The organism is Actinacidiphila guanduensis (assembly GCF_900103985.1).
GTDB lineage: Bacteria > Actinomycetota > Actinomycetes > Streptomycetales > Streptomycetaceae > Actinacidiphila > Actinacidiphila guanduensis.
In genome coordinates this window covers 1-20834 of sequence record NZ_FNIE01000005.1, presented here as the reverse complement: position 1 = coordinate 20834, position 20834 = coordinate 1, and the positions used below count along the sequence as shown (strand labels likewise).

19 protein-coding genes are annotated in these 20834 nt (G+C 72.4%); 11 read left to right on the top strand and 8 right to left on the bottom strand.

Annotation, left to right across the window (positions count from 1 at the left end):
• Nucleotides 1-23: 23 nt before the first annotated feature.
• The 4 genes from BLR33_RS11760 to BLR33_RS11745 form a co-directional block, all read right to left on the bottom strand.
• Nucleotides 24-599 (bottom strand): TerD family protein, encoded by a 576-nt coding sequence (locus tag BLR33_RS11760; protein ID WP_093784339.1) that lies wholly within the window; start codon nucleotides 597-599, stop codon nucleotides 24-26.
• Nucleotides 600-759: 160 nt separating this feature from the next.
• Complete coding sequence (locus BLR33_RS11755; RefSeq protein ID WP_093784338.1) at nucleotides 760-1335, bottom strand: TerD family protein; 576 nt, start codon at nucleotides 1333-1335, stop codon at nucleotides 760-762.
• Between the two features lie 120 nt (nucleotides 1336-1455).
• Nucleotides 1456-1914, bottom strand: a complete 459-nt coding sequence (locus BLR33_RS11750; protein ID WP_093784337.1) for a peroxiredoxin — start codon at nucleotides 1912-1914, stop codon at nucleotides 1456-1458.
• 292 nt (nucleotides 1915-2206) lie between these two features.
• On the bottom strand, nucleotides 2207-2647 hold the full coding sequence (locus tag BLR33_RS11745; protein ID WP_093784336.1) for a DUF3052 domain-containing protein: 441 nt from the start codon (nucleotides 2645-2647) through the stop codon (nucleotides 2207-2209).
• A gap of 389 nt (nucleotides 2648-3036) precedes the next feature.
• On the opposite strand from BLR33_RS11745, the gene aceE reads away from it, so the two are divergent.
• The 3 genes from aceE (at nucleotide 3037) to BLR33_RS11730 (ending at nucleotide 8318) form a co-directional block, all read left to right on the top strand.
• Nucleotides 3037-5901 (top strand): pyruvate dehydrogenase (acetyl-transferring), homodimeric type, encoded by a 2865-nt coding sequence (aceE, locus tag BLR33_RS11740; protein WP_407639662.1) that lies wholly within the window; start codon nucleotides 3037-3039, stop codon nucleotides 5899-5901.
• 259 nt (nucleotides 5902-6160) lie between these two features.
• Nucleotides 6161-7351: an alpha/beta hydrolase gene (locus tag BLR33_RS11735; RefSeq protein ID WP_245771353.1), complete on the top strand. Its 1191-nt coding sequence runs from the start codon at nucleotides 6161-6163 to the stop codon at nucleotides 7349-7351.
• A gap of 202 nt (nucleotides 7352-7553) precedes the next feature.
• Nucleotides 7554-8318 (top strand): DUF4429 domain-containing protein, encoded by a 765-nt coding sequence (locus BLR33_RS11730; RefSeq protein WP_093784334.1) that lies wholly within the window; start codon nucleotides 7554-7556, stop codon nucleotides 8316-8318.
• Here BLR33_RS11730 and BLR33_RS11725 read toward each other — a convergent pair whose 3' ends face one another.
• Together BLR33_RS11725 and BLR33_RS11720 are read right to left on the bottom strand one after the other, a co-directional pair.
• Nucleotides 8319-9341 (bottom strand): aldo/keto reductase, encoded by a 1023-nt coding sequence (locus BLR33_RS11725; RefSeq protein WP_093784333.1) that lies wholly within the window; start codon nucleotides 9339-9341, stop codon nucleotides 8319-8321. It lies immediately after the preceding gene.
• Nucleotides 9341-9793, bottom strand: coding sequence for a MerR family transcriptional regulator (locus BLR33_RS11720; RefSeq protein ID WP_093784332.1), 453 nt, complete (start codon nucleotides 9791-9793; stop codon nucleotides 9341-9343). Before BLR33_RS11720 ends, BLR33_RS11725 begins: the two co-directional genes overlap by 1 nt.
• A 264-nt stretch (nucleotides 9794-10057) precedes the next feature.
• On the opposite strand from BLR33_RS11720, the gene BLR33_RS11715 reads away from it, so the two are divergent.
• The 7 genes from BLR33_RS11715 to fabF all read left to right on the top strand — a co-directional run bounded on the left by BLR33_RS11715 (nucleotide 10058) and on the right by fabF (nucleotide 16828).
• A complete protein-coding gene (locus BLR33_RS11715; RefSeq protein ID WP_093784331.1) occupies nucleotides 10058-10879 on the top strand; it encodes a serine hydrolase domain-containing protein in 822 nt (273 codons plus the stop codon).
• A complete protein-coding gene (locus tag BLR33_RS11710) occupies nucleotides 10876-11586 on the top strand; it encodes a pirin family protein (protein ID WP_093784330.1) in 711 nt (236 codons plus the stop codon). The genes BLR33_RS11715 and BLR33_RS11710 overlap by 4 nt, the downstream gene beginning before the upstream one ends.
• A 237-nt stretch (nucleotides 11587-11823) precedes the next feature.
• Nucleotides 11824-13026 (top strand): PucR family transcriptional regulator, encoded by a 1203-nt coding sequence (locus BLR33_RS11705; protein WP_093784329.1) that lies wholly within the window; start codon nucleotides 11824-11826, stop codon nucleotides 13024-13026.
• 90 nt (nucleotides 13027-13116) lie between these two features.
• Nucleotides 13117-14094 (top strand): ACP S-malonyltransferase, encoded by a 978-nt coding sequence (locus tag BLR33_RS11700; protein WP_093784757.1) that lies wholly within the window; start codon nucleotides 13117-13119, stop codon nucleotides 14092-14094.
• Nucleotides 14091-15125 carry a ketoacyl-ACP synthase III gene (locus BLR33_RS11695; RefSeq protein ID WP_093784328.1) on the top strand — a complete coding sequence of 345 codons (1035 nt, stop codon included), beginning with the start codon at nucleotides 14091-14093 and terminating at the stop codon, nucleotides 15123-15125. Before BLR33_RS11700 ends, BLR33_RS11695 begins: the two co-directional genes overlap by 4 nt.
• A 74-nt stretch (nucleotides 15126-15199) precedes the next feature.
• Nucleotides 15200-15448 (top strand): acyl carrier protein, encoded by a 249-nt coding sequence (locus BLR33_RS11690; protein WP_093784327.1) that lies wholly within the window; start codon nucleotides 15200-15202, stop codon nucleotides 15446-15448.
• A gap of 111 nt (nucleotides 15449-15559) precedes the next feature.
• Nucleotides 15560-16828: a beta-ketoacyl-ACP synthase II gene (fabF, locus tag BLR33_RS11685; protein ID WP_093784326.1), complete on the top strand. Its 1269-nt coding sequence runs from the start codon at nucleotides 15560-15562 to the stop codon at nucleotides 16826-16828.
• 215 nt (nucleotides 16829-17043) lie between these two features.
• Here fabF and BLR33_RS11680 read toward each other — a convergent pair whose 3' ends face one another.
• Together BLR33_RS11680 and BLR33_RS11675 are read right to left on the bottom strand one after the other, a co-directional pair.
• The gene (locus BLR33_RS11680) at nucleotides 17044-17928 is read right to left on the bottom strand and encodes an NAD(P)-dependent oxidoreductase (RefSeq protein WP_093784325.1); all 885 of its coding nucleotides are present in this window, start codon (nucleotides 17926-17928) and stop codon (nucleotides 17044-17046) included.
• A gap of 503 nt (nucleotides 17929-18431) precedes the next feature.
• Complete coding sequence (locus BLR33_RS11675; RefSeq protein WP_093784324.1) at nucleotides 18432-18926, bottom strand: DUF3145 domain-containing protein; 495 nt, start codon at nucleotides 18924-18926, stop codon at nucleotides 18432-18434.
• Between the two features lie 269 nt (nucleotides 18927-19195).
• Here BLR33_RS11675 and BLR33_RS11670 point away from each other — a divergent pair, with 269 nt between their 5' ends.
• A complete protein-coding gene (locus BLR33_RS11670) occupies nucleotides 19196-20104 on the top strand; it encodes an SGNH/GDSL hydrolase family protein (protein ID WP_093784323.1) in 909 nt (302 codons plus the stop codon).
• Nucleotides 20105-20834 lie beyond the last annotated feature (730 nt).

Below are 20834 nucleotides of genomic sequence, written 5' to 3'. Positions count from 1 at the left end.
GGGCCCCCGCGCAGGACGCGGCTTTACGAAACGTTGACCCCGAAGTCTAGGGCGATGCCCCGCAGTCCGGACGCGTACCCCTGACCCACCGCACGGAACTTCCACTCGCCTCCGTACCGGTAGAGCTCGCCGAAGATCATCGCCGTCTCGGTGGACGCGTCCTCGGTCAGGTCGTAACGGGCCAGCTCGCTGCCGTCGCTCTGGTTGATCACCCGGATGTAGGCGTCGCTGACCTGCCCGAAGGTCTGCACCCGGGCGTCCGCGTCGTAGATGGAGACCGGGAAGACGATCTTGTCGACGTCGGCCGGCACCTTGGAGAGGTCGACCAGGATCGTCTCGTCGTCACCCCCGCTGCCGCCGACCAGCTCGTCGCCGGTGTGCTCGACGGAGCCCTCGGGGCTCTTGAGGTTGTTGTAGAAGACGAAGTACTCGTCCCCCTTGACCCGGCCGTTCGCGCACAGCAGCGCGCTGGCGTCCAGGTCGAAGTCGGCTCCCGTGGTCGACCGGGCCCTCCAGCCCAGTCCGATCTGGACCTGGGTGAGGTTCGGCGCGGCCTTGGACAGGGAGACGTTGCCTCCCTTGGCGAGCGTGACGCCCATCGTGGTTCTTCCCCCTCGCTCGGTGTGGTGGTGTGCCGCCGGCCGCACGGCCCGGTGGCTCACCGTGGCCCTGCGGCAGCCCTGCGGCGGCTCGGCAGCGGCTGGATGGCGGCCACGCGGCGGCCCTGTGGCCGCTGGGTGGGCCCGGACGTGCCCGATGTCAGACGTTCACGCCGAAGTCCTGGGCGATGCCGCGCAGGCCCGAGGCGTAGCCCTGGCCGATGGCCCGGAACTTCCACTCGCCGCCGTGCCGGTAGAGCTCGCCGAAGACCATGGCGGTCTCGGTGGAGGCGTCCTCGGTGAGGTCGTAGCGGGCCAGCTCGCGGTTGTCGGCGGCGTTGACCACGCGGATGTAGGCGTTGCGCACCTGGCCGAAGCTCTGCTGGCGCGGCTCGGCGTCGTAGATGGAGACCGGGAAGACGATCTTGGCGACGTCGGCCGGGACGCCGGCCAGGTTGACGTTGATCACCTCGTCGTCGCCCTCGCCCTCACCGGTGAGGTTGTCGCCGGTGTGCTCCACCGAGCCGTCGGGGCTGCGCAGGTTGTTGAAGAAGACGAAGTGCTGGTCGGACAGGACCTTGCCCTGTTCGTCGGTGAGCAGAGCGCTCGCGTCGAGGTCGAAGTCGGCGCCCGTCGTGGTACGGGCGTCCCAGCCCAGACCGACCACGACCGCCGTGAGGTTCGGCGCCTCCTTGGTCAGCGAGACGTTGCCACCCTTGCTGAGGCTGACTCCCACGAGTCCTCCCGTCCTATCCCGCTCGTTGCCGCGGGGTGTGCCGTCGCGTCCTGGTACAGCACCGCCGAAAGCGGCGGTGCTGCTGTCAACGAGCAGAGCCTAGTGACCGGTTCCCCCGCGCTACAGCGCCTGGAGCGCCTCGGCGTAGGCGCGGAGGTCCCGGGCGTCGGGAAGGCCGTTGACCACGGTCCACCGCACGGTGCCCTGCTTGTCGATGACGAAGGTGCCGCGCAGGGCGCAGCCCTTGTCCTCCGCGAAGACGCCGTAGGCCCGGGCAGCCGTTCCATGCGGCCAGAAATCGCTCAGCAGCGGGAAGTCGAGCTTCTCCTGCTCGGCGAAGCCGCGCAGGGCGTGCATGGAGTCGCACGAGACGGCGAGCACCTGTGTGCTGTCGTTCTGGAACGCGGCCAGCTCGCTCTGCACGGCCTGCAACTCGCCCGAGCACACGCTCGTGAACGCGAACGGGAAGAACAGCAGCACGACGTTCTTGGCGCCCCGGAACTGCTCCAGGCCCACCGTCCGCCCGTGCTGGTCCTTCAGCCCGAAGTCCGGGGCGGTGTCGCCTGCGGCGAGGCTCATCCGAACGGTCCCCTTACGTTGTACGAATCACGGCTCCCCGCCGCAGGGGGTTTCACGGCTCCCCGCCGTGGGGGCTTCTCCGCGTTCCCGGCCGCAGACCGAGGGTGGCTTGTCGCGCAGTTCCTCCCCCAGGGCTTCGCCTGGGGGTGCCCCCAGCGCCCCTTGGGTTGTACGGCCTCGCCCTGCGCGCCAAGGGCAACGTTTTCAGGGGCGCGGGGAACTGCGCGCGCAACCGGCCGCCGGGCGGCTGTCGGCGACGAGACGGGAACCCCGGCGGCGGGATGCCGCCCCGCTACCGCTTGCCGGCCTTCGCTGTCTTGGGCGTGACCAGCCGGCTCCCGGTCCAGTCCTTCGCAGCGTTCACGCTGCTCGTCTGGGCCAGCCCGGCGGTCTGGGCCGCCTCGCCGATCTCGCTCGGCTCGACATGGCCGTCACGCCCGGTCTTCGGCGTCATGAGCCAGATCGGGGCGCCGGGATCGACCGTCGACGTGGCGTCCACGAGCGCGTCGGTGAGGTCGCCGTCGTCCTCGCGGAACCACAGCAGGACGGCGTCGGGCACGTCGTCGTACTCCTCGTCCGCGAGCTCCTCGCCGGTCAGCTCCTCGATCCCCTCGCGGAGCTCCTGGTCGCAATCCTCGTCGTACCCGAGCTCCTGGACCACCTGTCCGGGCTCGAAACCAAGCCGGCTCGCCGGGTTGGTCCGCTCCTCCGCGTGGTCCGCGGTCGCGCTCACGCTTTGCCTCCTGTCATGGGCACTGTTCGTGCGTCGGTGCTGCGGCCGGCCCTGGCTTGCTGTGACCGGCCTCGGACTGGCTCTGTGCCCGCTGCGGTGCGGGTTTATTGGCGGTAGTCCACACGGGCGCGGCGGATCGCGCAAGTACCCGGCGTACGAGACCGCCGAAACGGTGATGATTCGACCGTCTTCGCCGCAAGTTCCCCGCGCTCCGCCGCCCGAGGTCTCTTCCCATGGTGATGCAGATCACGACGGTTTGCCGGTGTTGTGGGCGATTGGCGGCGCGCGTCGGGGTCACGTCCGCGTGGGCGTAGAGTTCGGGTTTGGCCGCACGCCAGGGGTTACCGACCCGTAGAGATGACGTATCGAACGCCCGCGGTGGACGATGGATGCGCCCCTCACACCGGACCGGAACGCCCCGGCACCGACCGCGACGGACCCGGCGCCCCCCACGCGCCAGGGCCGGGCCCCGGCCAGACCCGCCAGCCCCCAGTAGACGAAGGAACAGCGTGGCTTCCACCGATCGCAACCCGATCATCATTGGCGGCCTTCCCAGCCAGGTCCCGGACTTCGATCCCGAGGAAACGGCGGAATGGCTCGACTCGCTCGACGCGGCCATCGACGAGCGCGGCCGCGAGCGGGCCCGCTACCTGATGCTCCGGCTCATCGAGCGGGCCCGCGAGAAGCGCGTCGCCGTGCCCGAGATGCGCAGCACCGACTACGTGAACACCATCGCGACCAAGGACGAGCCGTTCTTCCCCGGCAACGAGGAGATCGAGCGCAAGATCCTCAACGCGACCCGCTGGAACGCGGCCGTGATGGTCTCCCGGGCGCAGCGCCCCGGCATCGGGGTCGGCGGCCACATCGCCACCTTCGCCTCCTCCGCCTCGCTCTACGACGTGGGCTTCAACCACTTCTTCCGCGGCAAGGACGACGGGAAGGGCGGCGACCAGATCTTCTTCCAGGGCCACGCCTCGCCCGGCATCTACGCCCGCGCCTTCCTGCTGGACCGGCTCACCGAGGCGCAGCTGGACGCGTTCCGCCAGGAGAAGTCCAAGGCGCCCGACGGCCTGTCCAGCTACCCGCACCCGCGGCTCATGCCGGACTTCTGGGAGTTCCCGACCGTGTCGATGGGCCTGGGCCCGCTCGGCGCGATCTACCAGGCCCGGATGAACCGCTACATGCAGGCCCGCGGCATCGCCGACACCTCCGGCTCGCACGTGTGGGCCTTCCTCGGCGACGGCGAGATGGACGAGCCGGAGTCGCTCGGCCAGCTGTCCATCGCCGCCCGCGAGGGCCTGGACAACCTGACTTTCGTCGTCAACTGCAACCTGCAGCGGCTCGACGGCCCGGTGCGCGGCAACGGCAAGATCATCCAGGAGCTGGAGTCGCAGTTCCGCGGCGCCGGCTGGAACGTCATCAAGCTCATCTGGGACCGCTCCTGGGACCCGCTGCTCGCCCAGGACCGCGACGGCCTGCTGGTGAACAAGATGAACACCACGCCGGACGGCCAGTTCCAGACGTACGCCACCGAGACGGGCGCGTACATCCGCGAGCACTTCTTCGGCGACGACCAGCGGCTGCGCTCGATGGTGGAGAACCTCACCGACGAGCAGATCCTGCACCTGGGCCGCGGCGGCCACGACCACCGCAAGATCTTCGCCGCCTACACCGCCGCCCTGGAGCACAAGGGCCAGCCGACGGTGATCCTCGCCCAGACCATCAAGGGCTGGACGCTGGGCCCGAACTTCGAGGGCCGCAACGCGACCCACCAGATGAAGAAGCTCACCGTCGACGACCTCAAGCGGTTCCGGGACCGGCTGCACCTGCCGATCACCGACCGGCGGCTGGAGGAGGGCTACCCGCCCTACTACCACCCGGGCCGGGACTCCGAGGAGATCCAGTACATGCACGACCACCGCAAGGCCTGCGGCGGTTACGTGCCCACCCGCGTGGTCCGCGCCAAGCCGCTGCCGCAGCCGCCGGACAAGACCTACGCGGCCGCCCGGAAGGGCTCCGGCGCCCAGCCGATCGCCACCACCATGGCCTTCGTGCGGGTGCTGAAGGACCTGATGCGGGACAAGGAGATCGGCAAGCGGTTCGTGCTGATCGCGCCCGACGAGTACCGCACCTTCGGCATGGACGCCTTCTTCCCGAGCGCGAAGATCTACAACCCGCTCGGCCAGCAGTACGAGTCGGTCGACCGCGAGCTGCTGCTGGCGTACAAGGAGTCGCCGACCGGCCAGATGCTGCACGACGGCATCTCCGAGGCCGGCTGCACCGCCTCGCTGATCGCCGCGGGCTCCGCCTACGCCACCCACGGCGAGCCGCTGATCCCGGTCTACGTCTTCTACTCGATGTTCGGCTTCCAGCGCACCGGCGACCAGTTCTGGCAGATGGCCGACCAGCTCGCCCGCGGCTTCGTGCTCGGCGCCACCGCGGGGCGCACCACGCTCACCGGCGAAGGCCTGCAGCACGCCGACGGCCACTCCCAGCTGCTGGCGTCCACCAACCCCGCCTGCGTCGCCTACGACCCGGCGTACGCCTTCGAGATCTCCTACATCGTGCAGGACGGCCTGCGCCGGATGTACGGCGAGACCGCCGACGGCAAACCGGGCGAGGACGTCTTCTACTACCTGACCGTCTACAACGAGCCGATCCGGCACCCCGCCGAGCCGGCCGACGTGGACGTCGAGGGCATCCTCAAGGGCGTGCACCGGCTGCAGCCGGGCACCGATGGCGAGATCCCGGCGCAGATCCTCGCCTCGGGCGTGGCCGTGCCGTGGGCGATCGAGGCCCAGCGGATCCTCGCCGAGGAGTGGAACGTACGGGCCGACGTGTGGTCCGCGACGTCCTGGAACGAGCTGCGGCGCGAGGCCGTGGCCACCGAGGAGCACAACCTGCTGCACCCCGAGGAGGAGGAGCGGGTGCCGTGGGTGACCCGCAAGCTCTCCGGGCACGAGGGCCCGTTCGTGGCCGTCTCGGACTGGATGCGCTCGGTGCCGGACCAGATCGCCCGCTGGGTGCCGGGCCGCTACACCTCGCTCGGCGCCGACGGCTTCGGCTTCGCCGACACCCGCGGGGCGGCCCGCCGGTTCTTCCACATCGACGCCCAGTCGATCGTCCTCGCGGTGCTCACCGAGCTGGCCCGCGACGGCAAGGTGGACCGCGGCGCGCTGAAGCAGGCGATCGACCGCTACCAGCTGCTCGACGCCTCCGCGGCCGACCCGGGCGCGGCCGGCGGCGACGCCTGACCGGTCCCCGCAAGCGGCTTCACCGCGGCCCCGCCCGCACCCGGTGCACCAGCCGGGACGGGCGGGGCCGCGGCCTTTCCGAGGCCGCGCGGGGGCCGTCCGGCGGCCTCCCACAGGCGCCCGCAGCCCTTTCCGATCCGCTGTGCGACGCGCCAAACGTGACCGCGGTCACGCATCCGACGGGTCCCGCGGGGTGTCTTCTACCCTGGAAGGACAGTCCGGTCCCTCTCCCGGCACGAAGAGCACGAGGCATGAGCGAGTGATTCCGGCACGCAGGCAACTGAGCCGCATTTCCGTCCGTACGCTGCTGGCCCTGGCCGTCGCGTTCGTGATGCTGGCGACCACGGGGTGGACGGGGCTGCGGCCCCACGCCGCCGACGACGCCAGAGCCGCGGCGGTGGCCGCCTGGATGACCGGCACGGTGGGCGTGCGGCACCTGCCGAGCCCCAACGCGGCCCCCGGGGCCATCGCCCGGTTCTTCGCCTCCCTCACCGCCTCCCAGCGGCTCGGCCTGGCCAAGCGCTACCCGCTGGTCGTCGGCAACCTCAACGGCGTCGCCCCCGCGCTGCGCTACACCGCCAACCGGTTCGCCCTGATCCACCAGCGCACGGTCGCCCTGCGCCGCTCGCACAGCAGCGACCTCAGCTACGAGGGGCAGCAGGACGCCGCCGACCTCGCCCAGCGCTACACCTCGCTGCTCAGCGGCCACCGGCAGATCCTCGCCTTCGACCCCACGGGCTCCGGCCGCGTCGCCGAGGTGCTGGGCGACCTGTCGACGGCCCGGCGGGTCGCGGTGGTCGTGCCGGGCGTGGACACCGACCTGCTGACCTTCGAGCGGGACACCAAGACCTACCAGGCGCCCGCCGGCATGGCCCGCGAGCTGTACGCCGCCGAGCGGCACGACGACCCCGGGGCGCACACCGCGGTGATCGCGTGGGCCGACTACACCGCCCCCGCCGGCCTCGGCCTGGACGCCTCCACCGGCACCCTCGCCCAGCGCGGCGCCGTCCGGCTGAACGGCCTGCTCTCGGCGCTCCCGCAGCGGGCCCAGGTGGCGCTCTTCTGCCACTCCTACGGCTCGGTGCTCTGCGGGGTGGCCGCGCCCGGCCTGCCGGGGCGGGTGAGCGACCTCACCGTCCTGGGCAGCCCCGGCATGCGCGCGAACAACGTCGCCGACCTGCACACCAGGGCCCACGTGTGGGCCGTCCGGGACTCCGGCGACTGGATCGGCGATGTGCCGCACCTGGAGTTCGCCGGCCTCGGCCACGGCCCCGACCCCGTCTCGCGCTCCTTCGGCGCCCGGGTGATCAGCTCGACGGGCGCCAGCGGCCATCCCAACTACTTCGCCCCCGACACCACCAGCCTCGCCAACTTCGCCGAGATCGCCCTGGGCTCCTACACGGCGGTGGCCTGCCGCAACGGCCTCGCCTGCACCGCCGGCCTCCCCTAGCCCACCCGGCTCACCCGGCGCTCGTACCGGCTCCCGGTCCGCTGCCGGGGCCTCGGTGGCGGCTTTCCCGCCCCGCCACCCCCGGGACCAGCGGAATCCGGCAGATGTCCCCGCGCGTGTCCGCACGGGGACGTCGCCGGTTTCGGTGACGCGCGTAGCGAAGGGGGGTGCGCGGCGCACAGCCCGTCCTAAGCTGAGCCTCATGGGTGAGGTGCTGGCCGGAAGCAACGCCGTGTGGGACATCGAACCCGAGGCCGTGGTCATCCGGTACAGCAGGGGCGTAAGGGGCTCACGACTGCTCCAGGCGCTCGGTGAGCGGCGTGTGCCGTACGAGGCGCTGGGGGGTGCGGAGTTCGTCGAGGGCCGGCGCGGCACCGTGGTGCTGCGGGCGCTGCCCAGGCCCGGCGCCGACCCGCTGATCGAGGTCGCCGACGGGCAGCTGCGGGCCAGCGCCGACCCGTACCACTTGGTGCTGCCCGAGCAGAACCGCGAGCCCGCGGAGGAGTTCCGGGCGGCGCTGCTGGCCGCGATCGAGGCGGCGGCCACGCCCGAGCCGCCGACCCGCTTCCTGGTGGCCGCGCCCGAGGTGCCCCGCTCCTTCAAGGCGTACGACGCCAAGGCGAGCTTCGACGGCCGCACGGTCGGCTTCCACTGGTTCCGCACCGGGGCCTCCACGGCCAAGTGGAAGGCGGGCGACCAGCAGTTCCCGGTGGATGAGCTGGCCGGGGTGCGCTGGCGCTCGCCGGACCAGGTCCACGGCCACCTGCGGCTGCTGCCGCGCGAGCAGCCCGGCGCCCTGCGGCTGCCGCCGGTGCCGGGTGTGGCGCCGGACGACGAGGGCCCCTGCCCGCCCGACCAGGACCCGGCCGCGGTCGTCTTCGGCCTCGGCTACGGCTCCGTGCACGAGTCGCTGCCGTTCGCGGCGGCGGTCCTGGCCGCGATCCAGGCGGCCGGGACCCGCCCGTGATCACTGCTCGCGGGCGTTCGCGGTGCTGCTCATGTCCGGGTAGCGGTCGCCGGCGACCTGGGCGCCGATCGGCTCCAGCGCGGCCAGTTCCTCGGCGGTGAGCACGATCGCGGCGGCCGCGGCGTTCTCGCGGACCCGGGCGGCCTTGCGGGTGCCGGGGATCGGCACGACGGGCAGGCGGTGGACGTCGGCCCGCTGGTGCACCCAGGCGAGCGCGATCTGCCCCAGGGTGGCGCCGTGCGCGGCGGCGACCTCGCGCACGGGCGCCAGCAGACCCGCGTTGTGCCGGGCGTTGTCGCCGCTGAAGCGCGGCTGACGGCGGCGGAAGTCGGTCGCCGGCAGGTCGGTGCCCGCGTCCTGGAAGGAGCCGGTGAGGAAGCCGCGGCCCAGCGGGGAGTACGGCACCACCGCGACGCCGAGTTCGGCCGCCGCGCCCACCAGCGAGACCTCCACGTCCCGGCTGAAGAGCGACCATTCGGACTGCACGGCCGCGATCGGGTGCACGGCGTGCGCCTCACGCAACTCGGCCCCGGTGACCTCGGAAAGACCGAGGTGGCGCACCTTGCCGGCCTGCACCAGCTCGGCCATCGCGCCCACCGACTCGGCAAGCGGCACGCGCGGGTCACGGCGGTGCATGTAGTACAGGTCGATCACGTCGGTGCCCAGCCGCTTCAGGCTCTCCTCGGCCGAGCGCCGGATGTACTCCGGGCTGTTGTCCACCCCGCGGAAGGCCGGGTCCTCGACCTTGCGGACGATGCCGAACTTGGTGGCCAGGGTGATGCCGTCGCGGTGCGCGGCCACGAAGGGGGCGAGGAACTCCTCGTTGGCGCCGTTGCCGTAGGCGTTGGACGTGTCGTAGAGGGTGACGCCCAAGTCGAAGGCCGCCTCCAGGGTCTCGCGGGCCGCGGCCTCGTCGGTCTCGCCGTAGAACTCGCTCATGCCCATGCAGCCCAGGCCCTGGACGCCCACCAGCGGCCCGTCCGTGCCCAGCCGCTCCGTGGGGAGCTTTCCGCCGTCGCCCATCACGCCGTCCTCTCCGGCGCCTGTCCGGCGCCCGCGTACGCACTGATCTTCGAGTCCAGCACCGAGAGGGTGTCCTGCAGTTCGGCGATCCGCCGCACCACGTCCACCCGGGTCGCCTCCAGCAGCGCCTGGCGCTGCCGCGAGGTGTGATCACCGGCCCGCAGCATCTCGGCGTAGGCCACCATGTCCGCCACCGGCATCCCGGTCAGCCGCAGCTTGCCCACGAAGGCGAGCCAGTCCAGGTCCTTGTTGCTGAACCGGCGCTGGCCGGTGTGCGAGCGGTCCACGTGGGGCATCAGCCCGATCCGCTCGTACCAGCGCAGCGTGTGCGCGCTCATGCCGGTGAACTCGGCGACCTCGCTGATCGTGTACTGGTCCTGTCCGTCCGGGCGGAGGTAGCGCTGCGCTTCGGCGCACGGGTCCGCCGCGGTCTTCTCCTCCACGATCGTCATGGGTTCCACGCTAGGACCTTGGAGTGCGCTCTAGGCAAACAGCTTGCCCTTACGGGCCCCCGGACGGGGTGCCTTGTGCTTGTCGCGGGACCTTCCGCCTCGTTGTGGCTTGTCGCGCGGTTCCTCCCCCAGAGCTTCGCCTGGGAGGGACCCCCAGCGCCCCCAAAAGACGGCAACTCGCCTGCGCCCACTCCGCCGTTCCCGGCGTCGGGGCGGCGGCCTCGTGGGGCGGAGGGGAACCCGTGCCCCCGTACGCTTTGGCGTATGGAGAGCTTGAGGTTGGTCGAAGAGTGGCCTGTGGGGCGGGTCGGGGTGGGGGTGGTGCGGCGGGACGGGGCCGTGGTGGGGGCGTACGGGGATACGAAGGGGCGGTTCGCGCTCGCTTCGGTGACCAAGCCGCTCACCGCGTACGCGGCTCTGCTCGCCTGCGAGGAGGGCGTGTTCGAGCTGGACGATCCGGCGGGGCCGGAAGGGGCCACCGTACGGCACCTGCTCGCGCATGCCTCGGGGCTCGCCTTCGACGCACCCACGCCCATGGCCGCGCCCGGCAACCGGCGGCTGTACTCCAACGCCGGGTTCGAGGTGCTGGCCGACACCCTGGCCAAGGCCGCCGGCATCCCCTTCGCCGAGTATCTGCGGCAGGCCGTGTTCGAGCCGCTCGGCATGGCCGCCACCACGCTGGGCGGCTCGCCGGCCGCCGGCGCCACCTCCACCGTCGAGGACCTGCTGAGCTTCGCCGCCGAACTGCAGGCCCCGCGGCTGCTGCACCCCTCGACCCTCGCGGCCGCGACCACCGTCGCCTTCCCCGGCCTGAAGGGCGTGCTGCCCGGCTACGGCCACCAGAACCCGAACGACTGGGGCCTGGGCTACGAGATCCGCGATCACAAGTCCCCGCACTGGACCGGCGCCCTGTCCTCCCCCGCCACGTTCGGGCACTTCGGCCAGTCCGGCACGTTCCTGTGGGTGGACCCGGCCGCGGGCGCGGCCTGTGTGGCCCTCACCGACCGGGACTTCGGCGAGTGGGCGCTGCCGCGCTGGCCACAGCTCACCGACGCCGTGCTCACCGAGTTGCGCGCGGCCGGATGAGCGTGTCGGTGCGGCGGGCCGGCGAGCGCTACCGCGGCGGCGACCCGGCGGCCGGCGTCCGGACGCTGCACGCCTTCTCGTTCGCGGGTTTCTACGACCCGGACAACACCCGCTTCGGGCTGCTGCTGGCCTGCAACGAGGAGCAGTTGGCCCCCGGCGCGGGCTTCGCCGAGCATCCGCACCGGGACACCGAGATCGTCTCGCTCGTGCTCGAGGGCGAGTTGGAGCACCGCGGCGAGGACGGCCGCGCCACGCGGCTGCGGGCGGGCGGCGCCCAACTGCTCGGCGCGGGCGGCGGGGTGCGGCACGTGGAGCGCAACCCGGGCGGAGAGCCTTTGCGGTTCCTGCAGATGTGGCTGCACCCCGACGCCTTCGGCGGCCCGCCCCGGTACGCGGCCGCGCCCGCAGCCCTGCCGCCGGGGCCGGGCCTGCACCCGCTCGTCTCCGGCGACCCGGACAGCCCCGCGCCGCTGCGGCTGCGCCAGGCCGCGGCCACCCTCCACGTCGGCCGCGGCGCCGCCGCCCTGCCCGAGGCGCCCTTCCTCTACCTGCACGTGATCCGCGGCACCCTCCGGGTCGGCCCCGACACCCTCGCCCCGGGCGACGCCCTGCGCGCCGGCCACGCCCCCGCCCTGCACGCCCAACCCGCCACCCAGGACGCCGAGTACGCGGTCTGGGAGATGCACGCCGAACCGTCGTACGGCTGACCCCGGAAGCCGTGTTCACCGGGGGCGCCCCGTCACGAAAAGGGACCCCGGGGCCTGCCCGGCAAACAGCGTCGTCCGCCCGTGAGGGCGGGGGGCGGTGGGGTCTGGGGCGTGCTGTCGCAAGGCGGAGGGAGGAGAGCGCAGCGGGCTGCGCCGACGACCGACAACGCAGCGAGAGTGCGTGCCAGGCCCCACCGCCCAGACGATGTTTGCCGGGCAGGCCCTAGGGTGGAGGGCGTGCCCGAACCCTCGCAGAAGCCCCATCCCGCCGTGCCGGAGCGCGGTGACCGTACGGCGACGCTGCGCCGCCTGGAGAAGTCCGCGGGGCGGCTGGCCGCGCACGCCATCGCGCGGATGGACGAGACGCTGCCGTGGTACCGGGCGATGCCCCCGGAGAACCGCAGTTGGATCGGCCTGGTCGCACAGGCCGGTATCGCCGCCTTCACCGAGTGGTTCCGCCGCCCGGAGGCCCCGCAGGCGATCAGCACCGACGTCTTCGGCACCGCCCCGCGCGAGCTGACCCGGGCGATCTCGCTGCGCCAGACCGTGGAGATGGTGCGCACCACGATCGAGGTGATGGAGGCGGCCATCGACGACGTGGCCGCCCCCGGCGACGAGAGCGTGCTGCGCGAGGCCCTGCTGGTCTACGCCCGCGAGATCGCCTTCGCCACCGCCCAGGTCTACGCCCAGGCCGCCGAGGCCCGCGGCGCCTGGGACGCACGCCTGGAGTCGCTGGTGGTCAACGCGGTGCTCTCCGGCGAGGCCGACGAGGGCGTGCTCTCCCGGGCGGCCGCGCTCGGCTGGAACTCCCCGGACAAGATCGTGGTGGTGCTCGGCACCGCGCCCAACGGCGACAGCGAGCTGACCGTGGAGGCGATCCGCCGCGCCTCCCGGCACGCCAAGCTCCAGGTGCTCACCGGGGTGCTCGGCGAACGGCTGGTGGTGGTGGCGGGCGGGGACGACGACCCGATCCGCGTCGCCAAGGCGCTGATCGGCCCGTTCGCGCCGGGACCCGTGGTGGCGGGCCCGGTCGTCGGCGACCTGCTGTCGGCCACCAGGTCCGCCCAGGCGGCAGCGGCGGGCCTGCGGGCGTGCCGCGCGTGGCCGGACGCGCCGCGCCCGGTACTCTCCGACGATCTCCTGCCGGAGCGCGCGATGGCCGGGGACCGTTATGCCCGCGACCAGTTGGTGGAGGAGATCTACAGGCCGTTGGAAGAGGCAGGCTCCGCCCTGCTGGAGACGCTGAGTGTCTACCTGGAACAGGCCTCCTCGCTGGAAGGCGCGGCCAGGATGCTCTTCGTCCACCCCAATACCGTTCGCTACCGGCTGCGACGTGTGACCGATGTCACCGGGTGGTCACCCTCCGATGTCCGTTCGGCGTTCACCCTGCGCATCGCGCTCATCCTGGGCCGGCTCTCGGAGTCCGAACGCGCCCGCTGACACCTTTGTTGGACACCCACAAATCACCTGACAGTTCTTGGTCCCTGTCCCCACGGGCGGTGACGCCCCCAAGCGAGAGAGAGTGTGATTGTGCTCGTACTCGTCGCTCCTGGCCAAGGTGCCCAGACCCCCGGCTTCCTGAACCCCTGGCTCGAACTGCCCGGCGTGGCCGACCGCGTCGCGGCGTGGTCCGACACGGTCGGACTCGACCTCGTCCACTACGGCACCAAGGCGGACGCGGAGGAGATCCGCGACACCAAGGTCGCCCAGCCCCTGCTGGTGGCCGCCGGCCTGCTGTCGGCCGACGCGCTCGGCATCACCGGTGCGGGCAGCGCCCACGCCCCCGGCGCGGTGGCCGGCCACAGCGTCGGCGAGATCACCGCGGCCGTGCTGGCCGGGGTCCTCTCCGAGCAGGACGCACTGACCTTCGTGGCCGCCCGAGGGCGGGCGATGGCCGAGGCCGCCGCCGTCACGCAGACCGGCATGTCCGCGGTCCTCGGCGGCGACCCCGACGCGGTGCTCGCCCACCTCGCCGGGCTCGGCCTGACCCCGGCGAACATCAACGGCGCCGGCCAGATCGTGGCCGCCGGCACGGTGGAGCAGCTGGCCGCGCTCAGCGCCGACAAGCCCGAGAAGACCCGCGTGATGCCGTTGAAGGTCGCGGGTGCGTTCCACACCTCGCACATGGCGCCCGCGGTGGCCACACTGGAGGCGCTGGCGCCCACCCTCGGCGCGAGCGACCCGGTCCTGCCGTATGTCTCCAACGCCGACGGGCAGACGGTGGACACGGGCACGGAGGTCGTCCGCAGGCTCGTCGTCCAGGTGTCCAACCCGGTTCGCTGGGACCTGTGCATGCAGACCTTCGAACAGCGCGGGGTCACCGCGGTCATCGAGGTGGCGCCGGGCGGCACTCTGGTCGGACTGGCCAAGCGGGCACTGTCCGGGGTCCGCACCCTCGCGCTGAAGACGCCCGACGACCTCGACGCGGCCCGCGCGCTCGCCGCCGAGGCCGCGGGTCCGGCGCACGTCCGAGTGCAGGAAGCCGAAGAGGAGCCACCGCAGCGATGACAGCGAAGATCACCCCCAGCAAGGGCGCGACGTACGCGCGGATCATCGGAGTGGGCGGCTACCGCCCGGTCCGCGTGGTACCCAACGAGGTCATCCTCGAGAACATCGACTCCAGCGACGAGTGGATCCGGTCCCGGTCCGGGATCGCCTCGCGGCACTGGGCCGGTCCCGAGGAGACCGTGGCCGAGATGTCGATCGAGGCCGGCGGCAAGGCCATCGCCGACGCCGGGATCTCCGCCGACGAGATCGACGCGGTGGTGGTGGCGACCGTCTCGCACTTCAAGCAGACCCCGGCTGTCGCGACCGAGATCGCGCACCGGCTGGGCACCGGCCGGCCGGCCGCGTTCGACATCTCCGCGGGCTGCGCCGGTTTCACCTACGGCCTGACCCTCGGCAAGGGCATGATCACCGACGGCACCGCCAAGTACGTGCTGGTGATCGGCGTGGAGCGGCTGAGCGACCTCACCGACAAGAAGGACCGCGCCACCGCGTTCCTGTTCGGCGACGGCGCCGGCGCGGTCGTCCTCGGCCCGTCCGACGTGCCCGCGATAGGCCCCACGGTCTGGGGTTCGGAGGGCGACAAGTCCGGCACGATCACGCAGACCGTGCCGTGGGACGCCTTCCGCGTGGACGACGTCGCGAAGCTGCCGGTGGACGAGAACGGCGCGGTGGTCTTCCCGGCGCTCACGCAGGAGGGCCAGGCGGTCTTCCGCTGGGCGGTGTACGAGATGGCGCGGGTCGCCCAGGAGGCGCTGGACGCCGCCGGGGTCAGCGCCGCCGACCTGGACGCGTTCATCCCGCACCAGGCGAACATGCGGATCATCGACTCGATGATCAAGGCGCTCAAGCTGCCCGAGCACGTGGCCGTCGCCCGCGACATCGAGACCACCGGCAACACCTCGGCGGCCTCCATCCCGCTGGCGATGGAGCGGCTGCTGGCCACGGGCGCGGCCAAGAGCGGCGACACGGCCCTGGTCATCGGGTTCGGGGCGGGTCTGGTCTACGCCGCCACGGTCGTTACCCTCCCCTAGTCACACCTCGACACCGCGGCGCCGCAGTTCCGCCCGCCGCACCGAACAGCGACACATCAAGGAGCGCCGTAGACATGGCAGCCACCAAGGAAGAGATCCTCTCCGGTCTCGCCGACATCGTGAACGAGATCGCCGGTATCCCCACCGAGGACGTCGAGCTGGACAAGTCCTTCACCGACGACCTGGACGTCGACTCGCTGTCCATGGTCGAGGTCGTCGTGGCGGCCGAGGAGCAGTTCAGCGTGAAGATCCCGGACGACGACGTGAAGAACCTCAAGACCGTGGGCGACGCCGTCGACTACATCCTCAAGGCCCAGAGCTGACCTGGTCCTGCGGCGGCCGGTGACCTCACCGGCCCCACCAGCGGCCCCCGGGGGCCGCGTTCACCGGACGACGCCTGTCGCCCGCCCTTCTAGACGTGGAGAGACATTCCTGTGAGCCCGACCAATCGCACCGTGGTCGTCACCGGTATCGGAGCAACCACACCGCTGGGTGGCGACAGCGCGTCGACCTGGGAAGCCCTGCTGGCCGGCCGGTCCGGCGTGCAGGTGCTCCCGTACGAGTGGGCGGCCGAGCTGCCGGTGCGGATCGGCGCGCCGGTGGCGGTCGAGCCGGGCGAGGTGCTGCCGCGCCCGCTGGCCCGCAAGCTGGACCGCAGCGCGCAGTTCGCGCTCATCGCCGCCCGCGAGGCGTGGGCCGACGCCGGCTACACCGCCAAGGCGGGCGAGGACCCGGCGGCCGACCCGGACCGGACCGGCGCCGTGGTCGCCTCCGGTATCGGCGGCGTGACCACCCTGCTCAATCAGTACGACGTGCTGAAGAACCAGGGTGTGCGCAAGGTCTCCCCGCACACCGTCCCCATGCTCATGCCGAACAGCCCGGCGGCGAACGTCGGCATCGACCTGGGCGCCCGGGCGGGCGTCCACACCCCGGTCAGCGCCTGCGCCTCGGGTGCCGAGGCGATCGGCTACGCCACGGAGATGATCCGCACCGGCCGCGCCGACGTGGTGGTCGCCGGCGGCACCGAGGCCGCGATGCACCCGCTGCCGATCGTCGCCTTCGCCAACATGATGGCGATGTCGAAGAACAACGACGACCCGCAGGGCGCCTCCCGGCCCTACGACGCGGCCCGCGACGGCTTCGTGCTCGGCGAGGGCGCGGGCATCGTGGTCCTGGAGTCCGCGGAGCACGCGGCCGCCCGCGGCGCCCGCGTCTACTGCGAGGTGGTCGGCCAGGGCATCTCCTCCGACGCGCACCACATCACCCAGCCGGAGCCGTCCGGCCGCGGCATCGCCGCCGCGCTGCAGCACCTGATGGACAACAGCGACCTGAAGCCGGCCGAGATCGCGCACGTCAACGCGCACGCGACCTCGACGCCGCAGGGCGACATGGCCGAACTCAAGGCGCTGCGCAAGGTGTTCGGCGACGACGTCGACCACATGGCGATCTCGGCGACGAAGTCGATGACCGGGCACCTGCTCGGCGGCGCGGGCGGCATCGAGACGGTGGCGACCGTCCTCGCCCTCCACAACCGCCTGGCCCCGCCCACCATCAACCTCGAGAACCCCGACCCCGACCTCGACGCGGACATCGTGGCGGCCGAGCCGCGCCCGCTGCCCGCGGGCACCATCGTGGCCCTCAACGACTCCTTCGGCTTCGGCGGCCACAACGTCGTCCTGGCCCTGCGCTCAGTGCAGCACTGAGGGCGGAAACCCGCCGTAGCAGTTCGCCGCCGTTGCCGGCTGCCACACGGCCGTGGCTTGTCGCGCAGTTCCTCCCCCAGAGCTTCGCCTGGGAGGTACCCCCAGCGCCCTGACGGGACGCCCTTCGTGCGAAGGGTGCCCTACCGAGGGGCGCGGGGCACTGCGCGCTCAGCCCCCGCCGGGTGGCACCCGGCAGCGAGACGAAGCCCCGTCGGCTAGCCGAAACTCGCGAAATAGGTCGCCGCCATGTCCTCGTCCCCGTGCCCGAGTTCGACCGCGCGGCGGAACCGTTCGGCGCCCGCGGCGGCGAGGTCGAGCCGCACACCGCCGCTGCGGCCGGCGGCGACGATGAGCCGCAGGTCCTTGAGCGCGCCCTCCACTGTGAAGTTGGGCGAGTAGTCCTCGTCCCGGATGGCCGCGGCCTTCATCCGCATGTACGGCACGTCCATCGCGCCGCCCTCGACCGCCTCGAAGAACCTCTCGGGGTCCACCCCGAGTGCCTTGGACAGCGCCATGACCTCGCCCGTGGCGCCGGTGAGCGCGAGCACCCAGCTGTTGACGACGAGCTTGAGCGCGCTCGCGGGCGCCTCTCCCGCGTCCTCGCCCACCCACACGACCTTCTGCCCGATCGCGTCGAAGACGGGCTGCGCGAGCGTCCGCGCGGAGTCGGGCCCGGCCGCGAGAACGGTCAACTGCCCCTTCTCGGCGGGCTGCCGCGTCCCGAGGACGGGAGCGTCGAGGAAAACGGTGCCGTACCCGGCGGCGAGCCCGGCCAGCTCGCGCTGGGCGTCGGGGCCCACGGTGCTGCTCTGCACCCACAGGGCGCCGTCCTGAGCGGCGGGCCCGGCGGTACGCATCACGTCCCTGACGGCATCCCCGTCCAGCAGCATGGTGATCACCACGTCCGCGCCCCGTACGGCCTGCGCGGGGTCCTCCTCCACCCGGATCCCGGCCTCGGCGAGGGGCTGCGCCCGGGCGATCGTACGGTTCCAGGCCCGCACCTCGTGTCCGGCGGCGGCGAGGTTGCGGGCCATCCCGGCACCCATGATCCCGGTCCCGAGGACGGCGACGGTGAGGCTCTTCGTTGGCTGATTCGACATACGCCCAGGCTATTGCGCCCGCCCCGCCGACCGGCAACACCACGGCCACAAGCGGCGCCGGACAGCGACTCGCCGCGGACCCCGTACCGAACGCGCCCTCACCCGCCCTGACGGCCCATCGACCGCCCTCGCCCCGCCCGCCCCCGGCGTCCGGCCACCGGGCCCCTGAATCGCCCTCAGCCGGCGTCAGCGGTGCCGCCCGTGAACGGCCCTTGGCACTCGGGCCCCCAACCGACGTCAGCCGACCTCAACCGACATCAGCCGTGGCACCCGTGAACGGCCCTCAGCCACCCTCCCCCAACCGCCCTCAACCGTGTCACTCGTGAACGGCCCTCGGCCACCCGCCCCTCAACCCCAACCGCCCTCAACCGTGACACTCGTGAACCGCCCTCGACACCCCCACCCACCCGGCCGACATCAGCGTTGTGCAGGCATCCGTCATGTGACCCGTGAACCGGCCGGTGGGACGGGAACCCAGGCCCTCGGAGGGTGCGGTGGGGCCGTCAGACGACCTGGTGGAGCCAGCGGACGGGGGCGCCCTCGCCGGCGTAGCGGAAGGGCTCGAGTTCGTCGTCCCAGGGCTTGCCGAGGAGGCGGGAGAGCTCCTGCTCGAGGTCGGCCTCGCCGACGCGGGCGCGGGCCATGGCGGCGCGCAATCGGTCCTCGGGGATGAGGATGTCGCCGTGCATGCCGATCACGGCGTGGAAGATGCCGAGTTCGGGGGTGGCGCTGTAGCGCTCGCCCTCGGCGGTGGCGCACGGCTCGGCGGTCACCTCGAAGCGCAGCAACTGCCAGCCGCGCAGCGCGGAGGCGAGCTTCGAGGCGGTGCCGGGTTCGCCCTGCCAGGAGAACTCGGCGCGCCAGGTGCCCGGGGCGGCCGGCTGGCGGACCCAGTCCAGGTTCACGCGCACGCCGAGGACACCCGCCACCGCCCACTCCACATGCGGGCACAGCGCGCGCGGTGCGGCGTGCACGTACAGAACTCCACGTGTCGTCACCGGTACCTCCAGTGTGGGACGAGGTTCGCCTTCCCCAGCGGCCTCACCCACGAACCGGTTGAACCCGGGGCAACATCAGACATACTGCACTATTCACCACCGACGGGGAAAACCCGTCTGCGACACTCGCCAGGCAACGGCCTCCACTCGTCGTTCCGCAGATCTGCGACCTGCTGTCAGGGAAGACGCTACCGTGCGGCGTCTTCGAGGGAGTGACGTACCGTCGGGCTCGTAAGGGATGTCACCCACTCGTCGGAGGGAGGCGGCGCATGCGGACACTTTCCGGCCGCGCGCTGGCACTTGCGGTGACCGCCGTTCTGCTGGGCGGATGCGGAGCGGGCGGCACCGACCCGGACGGCGGCGCCCGGACGGCCCCCGCACACAGTTCGCATTCCGCTTCCCCCTCCCGCCCCGGCGGCACCCCGCGGCACGAAGAGGCTCCTGCCCGGCCGTGGAACGTTCACCCCGGCAGCGTCGCCGCCCTGGGCGATTCGATCACCCGCGGCTTCGATGCCTGCCATCCCCTCCAGGACTGCCCGGACGTCTCCTGGGCCACGGGTTCCCGCGCCACGGTGGACAGCCTCAGCAGCCGCCTGGGCGCCGCGGGCAGCTGGAACCTCGCGCAGTCCGGTGCCCGCGTCGCGGACCTGCCCGCGCAGGTACGGCGGGCCGCGGCCCACCACCCGGCGCTGGTCACGGTCCTCATCGGGGCGAACGACGCGTGCGCGGCCTCCACGGCCGCGATGACGCCCGTGGCGGACTTCCGGGCCTCCTTCACGGCCGCGCTTGCCGCCCTCCACCGCGCCCTGCCCACCACCGAGGTCCTGGTCGCGAGCATCCCCGACCTGCGCCGCCTCTGGTCCGTGGGCCGCACCAACCCCCTCGGCCGCGAGGTCTGGAAACTCGGCCTCTGCCCCACGATGCTCGACGCCCCCACCTCCACGGACGCCGCCGCGACCGCCCGCCGCGCCACCGTCCGCACCCGCGTGCAGGCGTACAACACGGTGCTGGGCCAGGTCTGCGCGACGTACGCCCGCTGCCGGTACGACGGCGGCGCCGTCTTCGCCTACCGCTTCACCACGGCCGACCTCAGCGAGTGGGACTGGTTCCACCCCAACCAAAGGGGCCAAACCGCTCTGGCGAGCCTCCTCGCAACAGTAGCCACGTCCCCGACGTAGACCGCGCCCCGCTCCCGCCTGCCCCCACCGGCCGGCGACGACCCGCACCACCGCCGTGGCCGGTCGCGCAGTTCCTCCCCCAGAGCTTCCCCTGGGAGGTACCCCCAGCGCCCCTGGGTTGTACAACTCACCGACCCCACCCACCGGCACCCAACACCGGCCGGAACACGTTCAGACCCACTCACGCACGGGAACCGACGACGCGGTAGGCGGCGGTCGCCCGCTGGCTCAGGCGCGGGTGACGTACTCGGGCTGGTGGTGGCCCTGGGGGAACCCTGCGGAGGGGGCGGTGGGTTGGGGGTGCGAAATGCTTACGTGTATTTGTGGGCCGCCAGGCCCGTAAATATACGATTTCGCACCCCCGACCCGGCGGCACCGACCTACCCGCACCACCAGAGCACGGGAGTACAGGTCGTCTGACTGGGACTCGGATGCGCACTCGCCGTGCGGGTCGGCGAAGGACTGGACGTGTGCGTGGGCGGCCGTGCGGACGGCGACGACTTGTGCGAGACCGAGGCACTGGGACGCGAGGAGGGCGACGCACTCGTCGCAGAGGGCGAAGCCGAACGCGAGGCAGAACCAGAAGCGGACGGCTTGGCAGAACCCGAAGGCGCCGCACCCGTATCAGCAGAAACCGACGCCCCACCCCCGGAGAACGGCACACCCCCACTCGTCACCGAAGCCGTCGGACCCCCCGTACCCGCACCGCCCCCCGCCCCACCGGACAGCG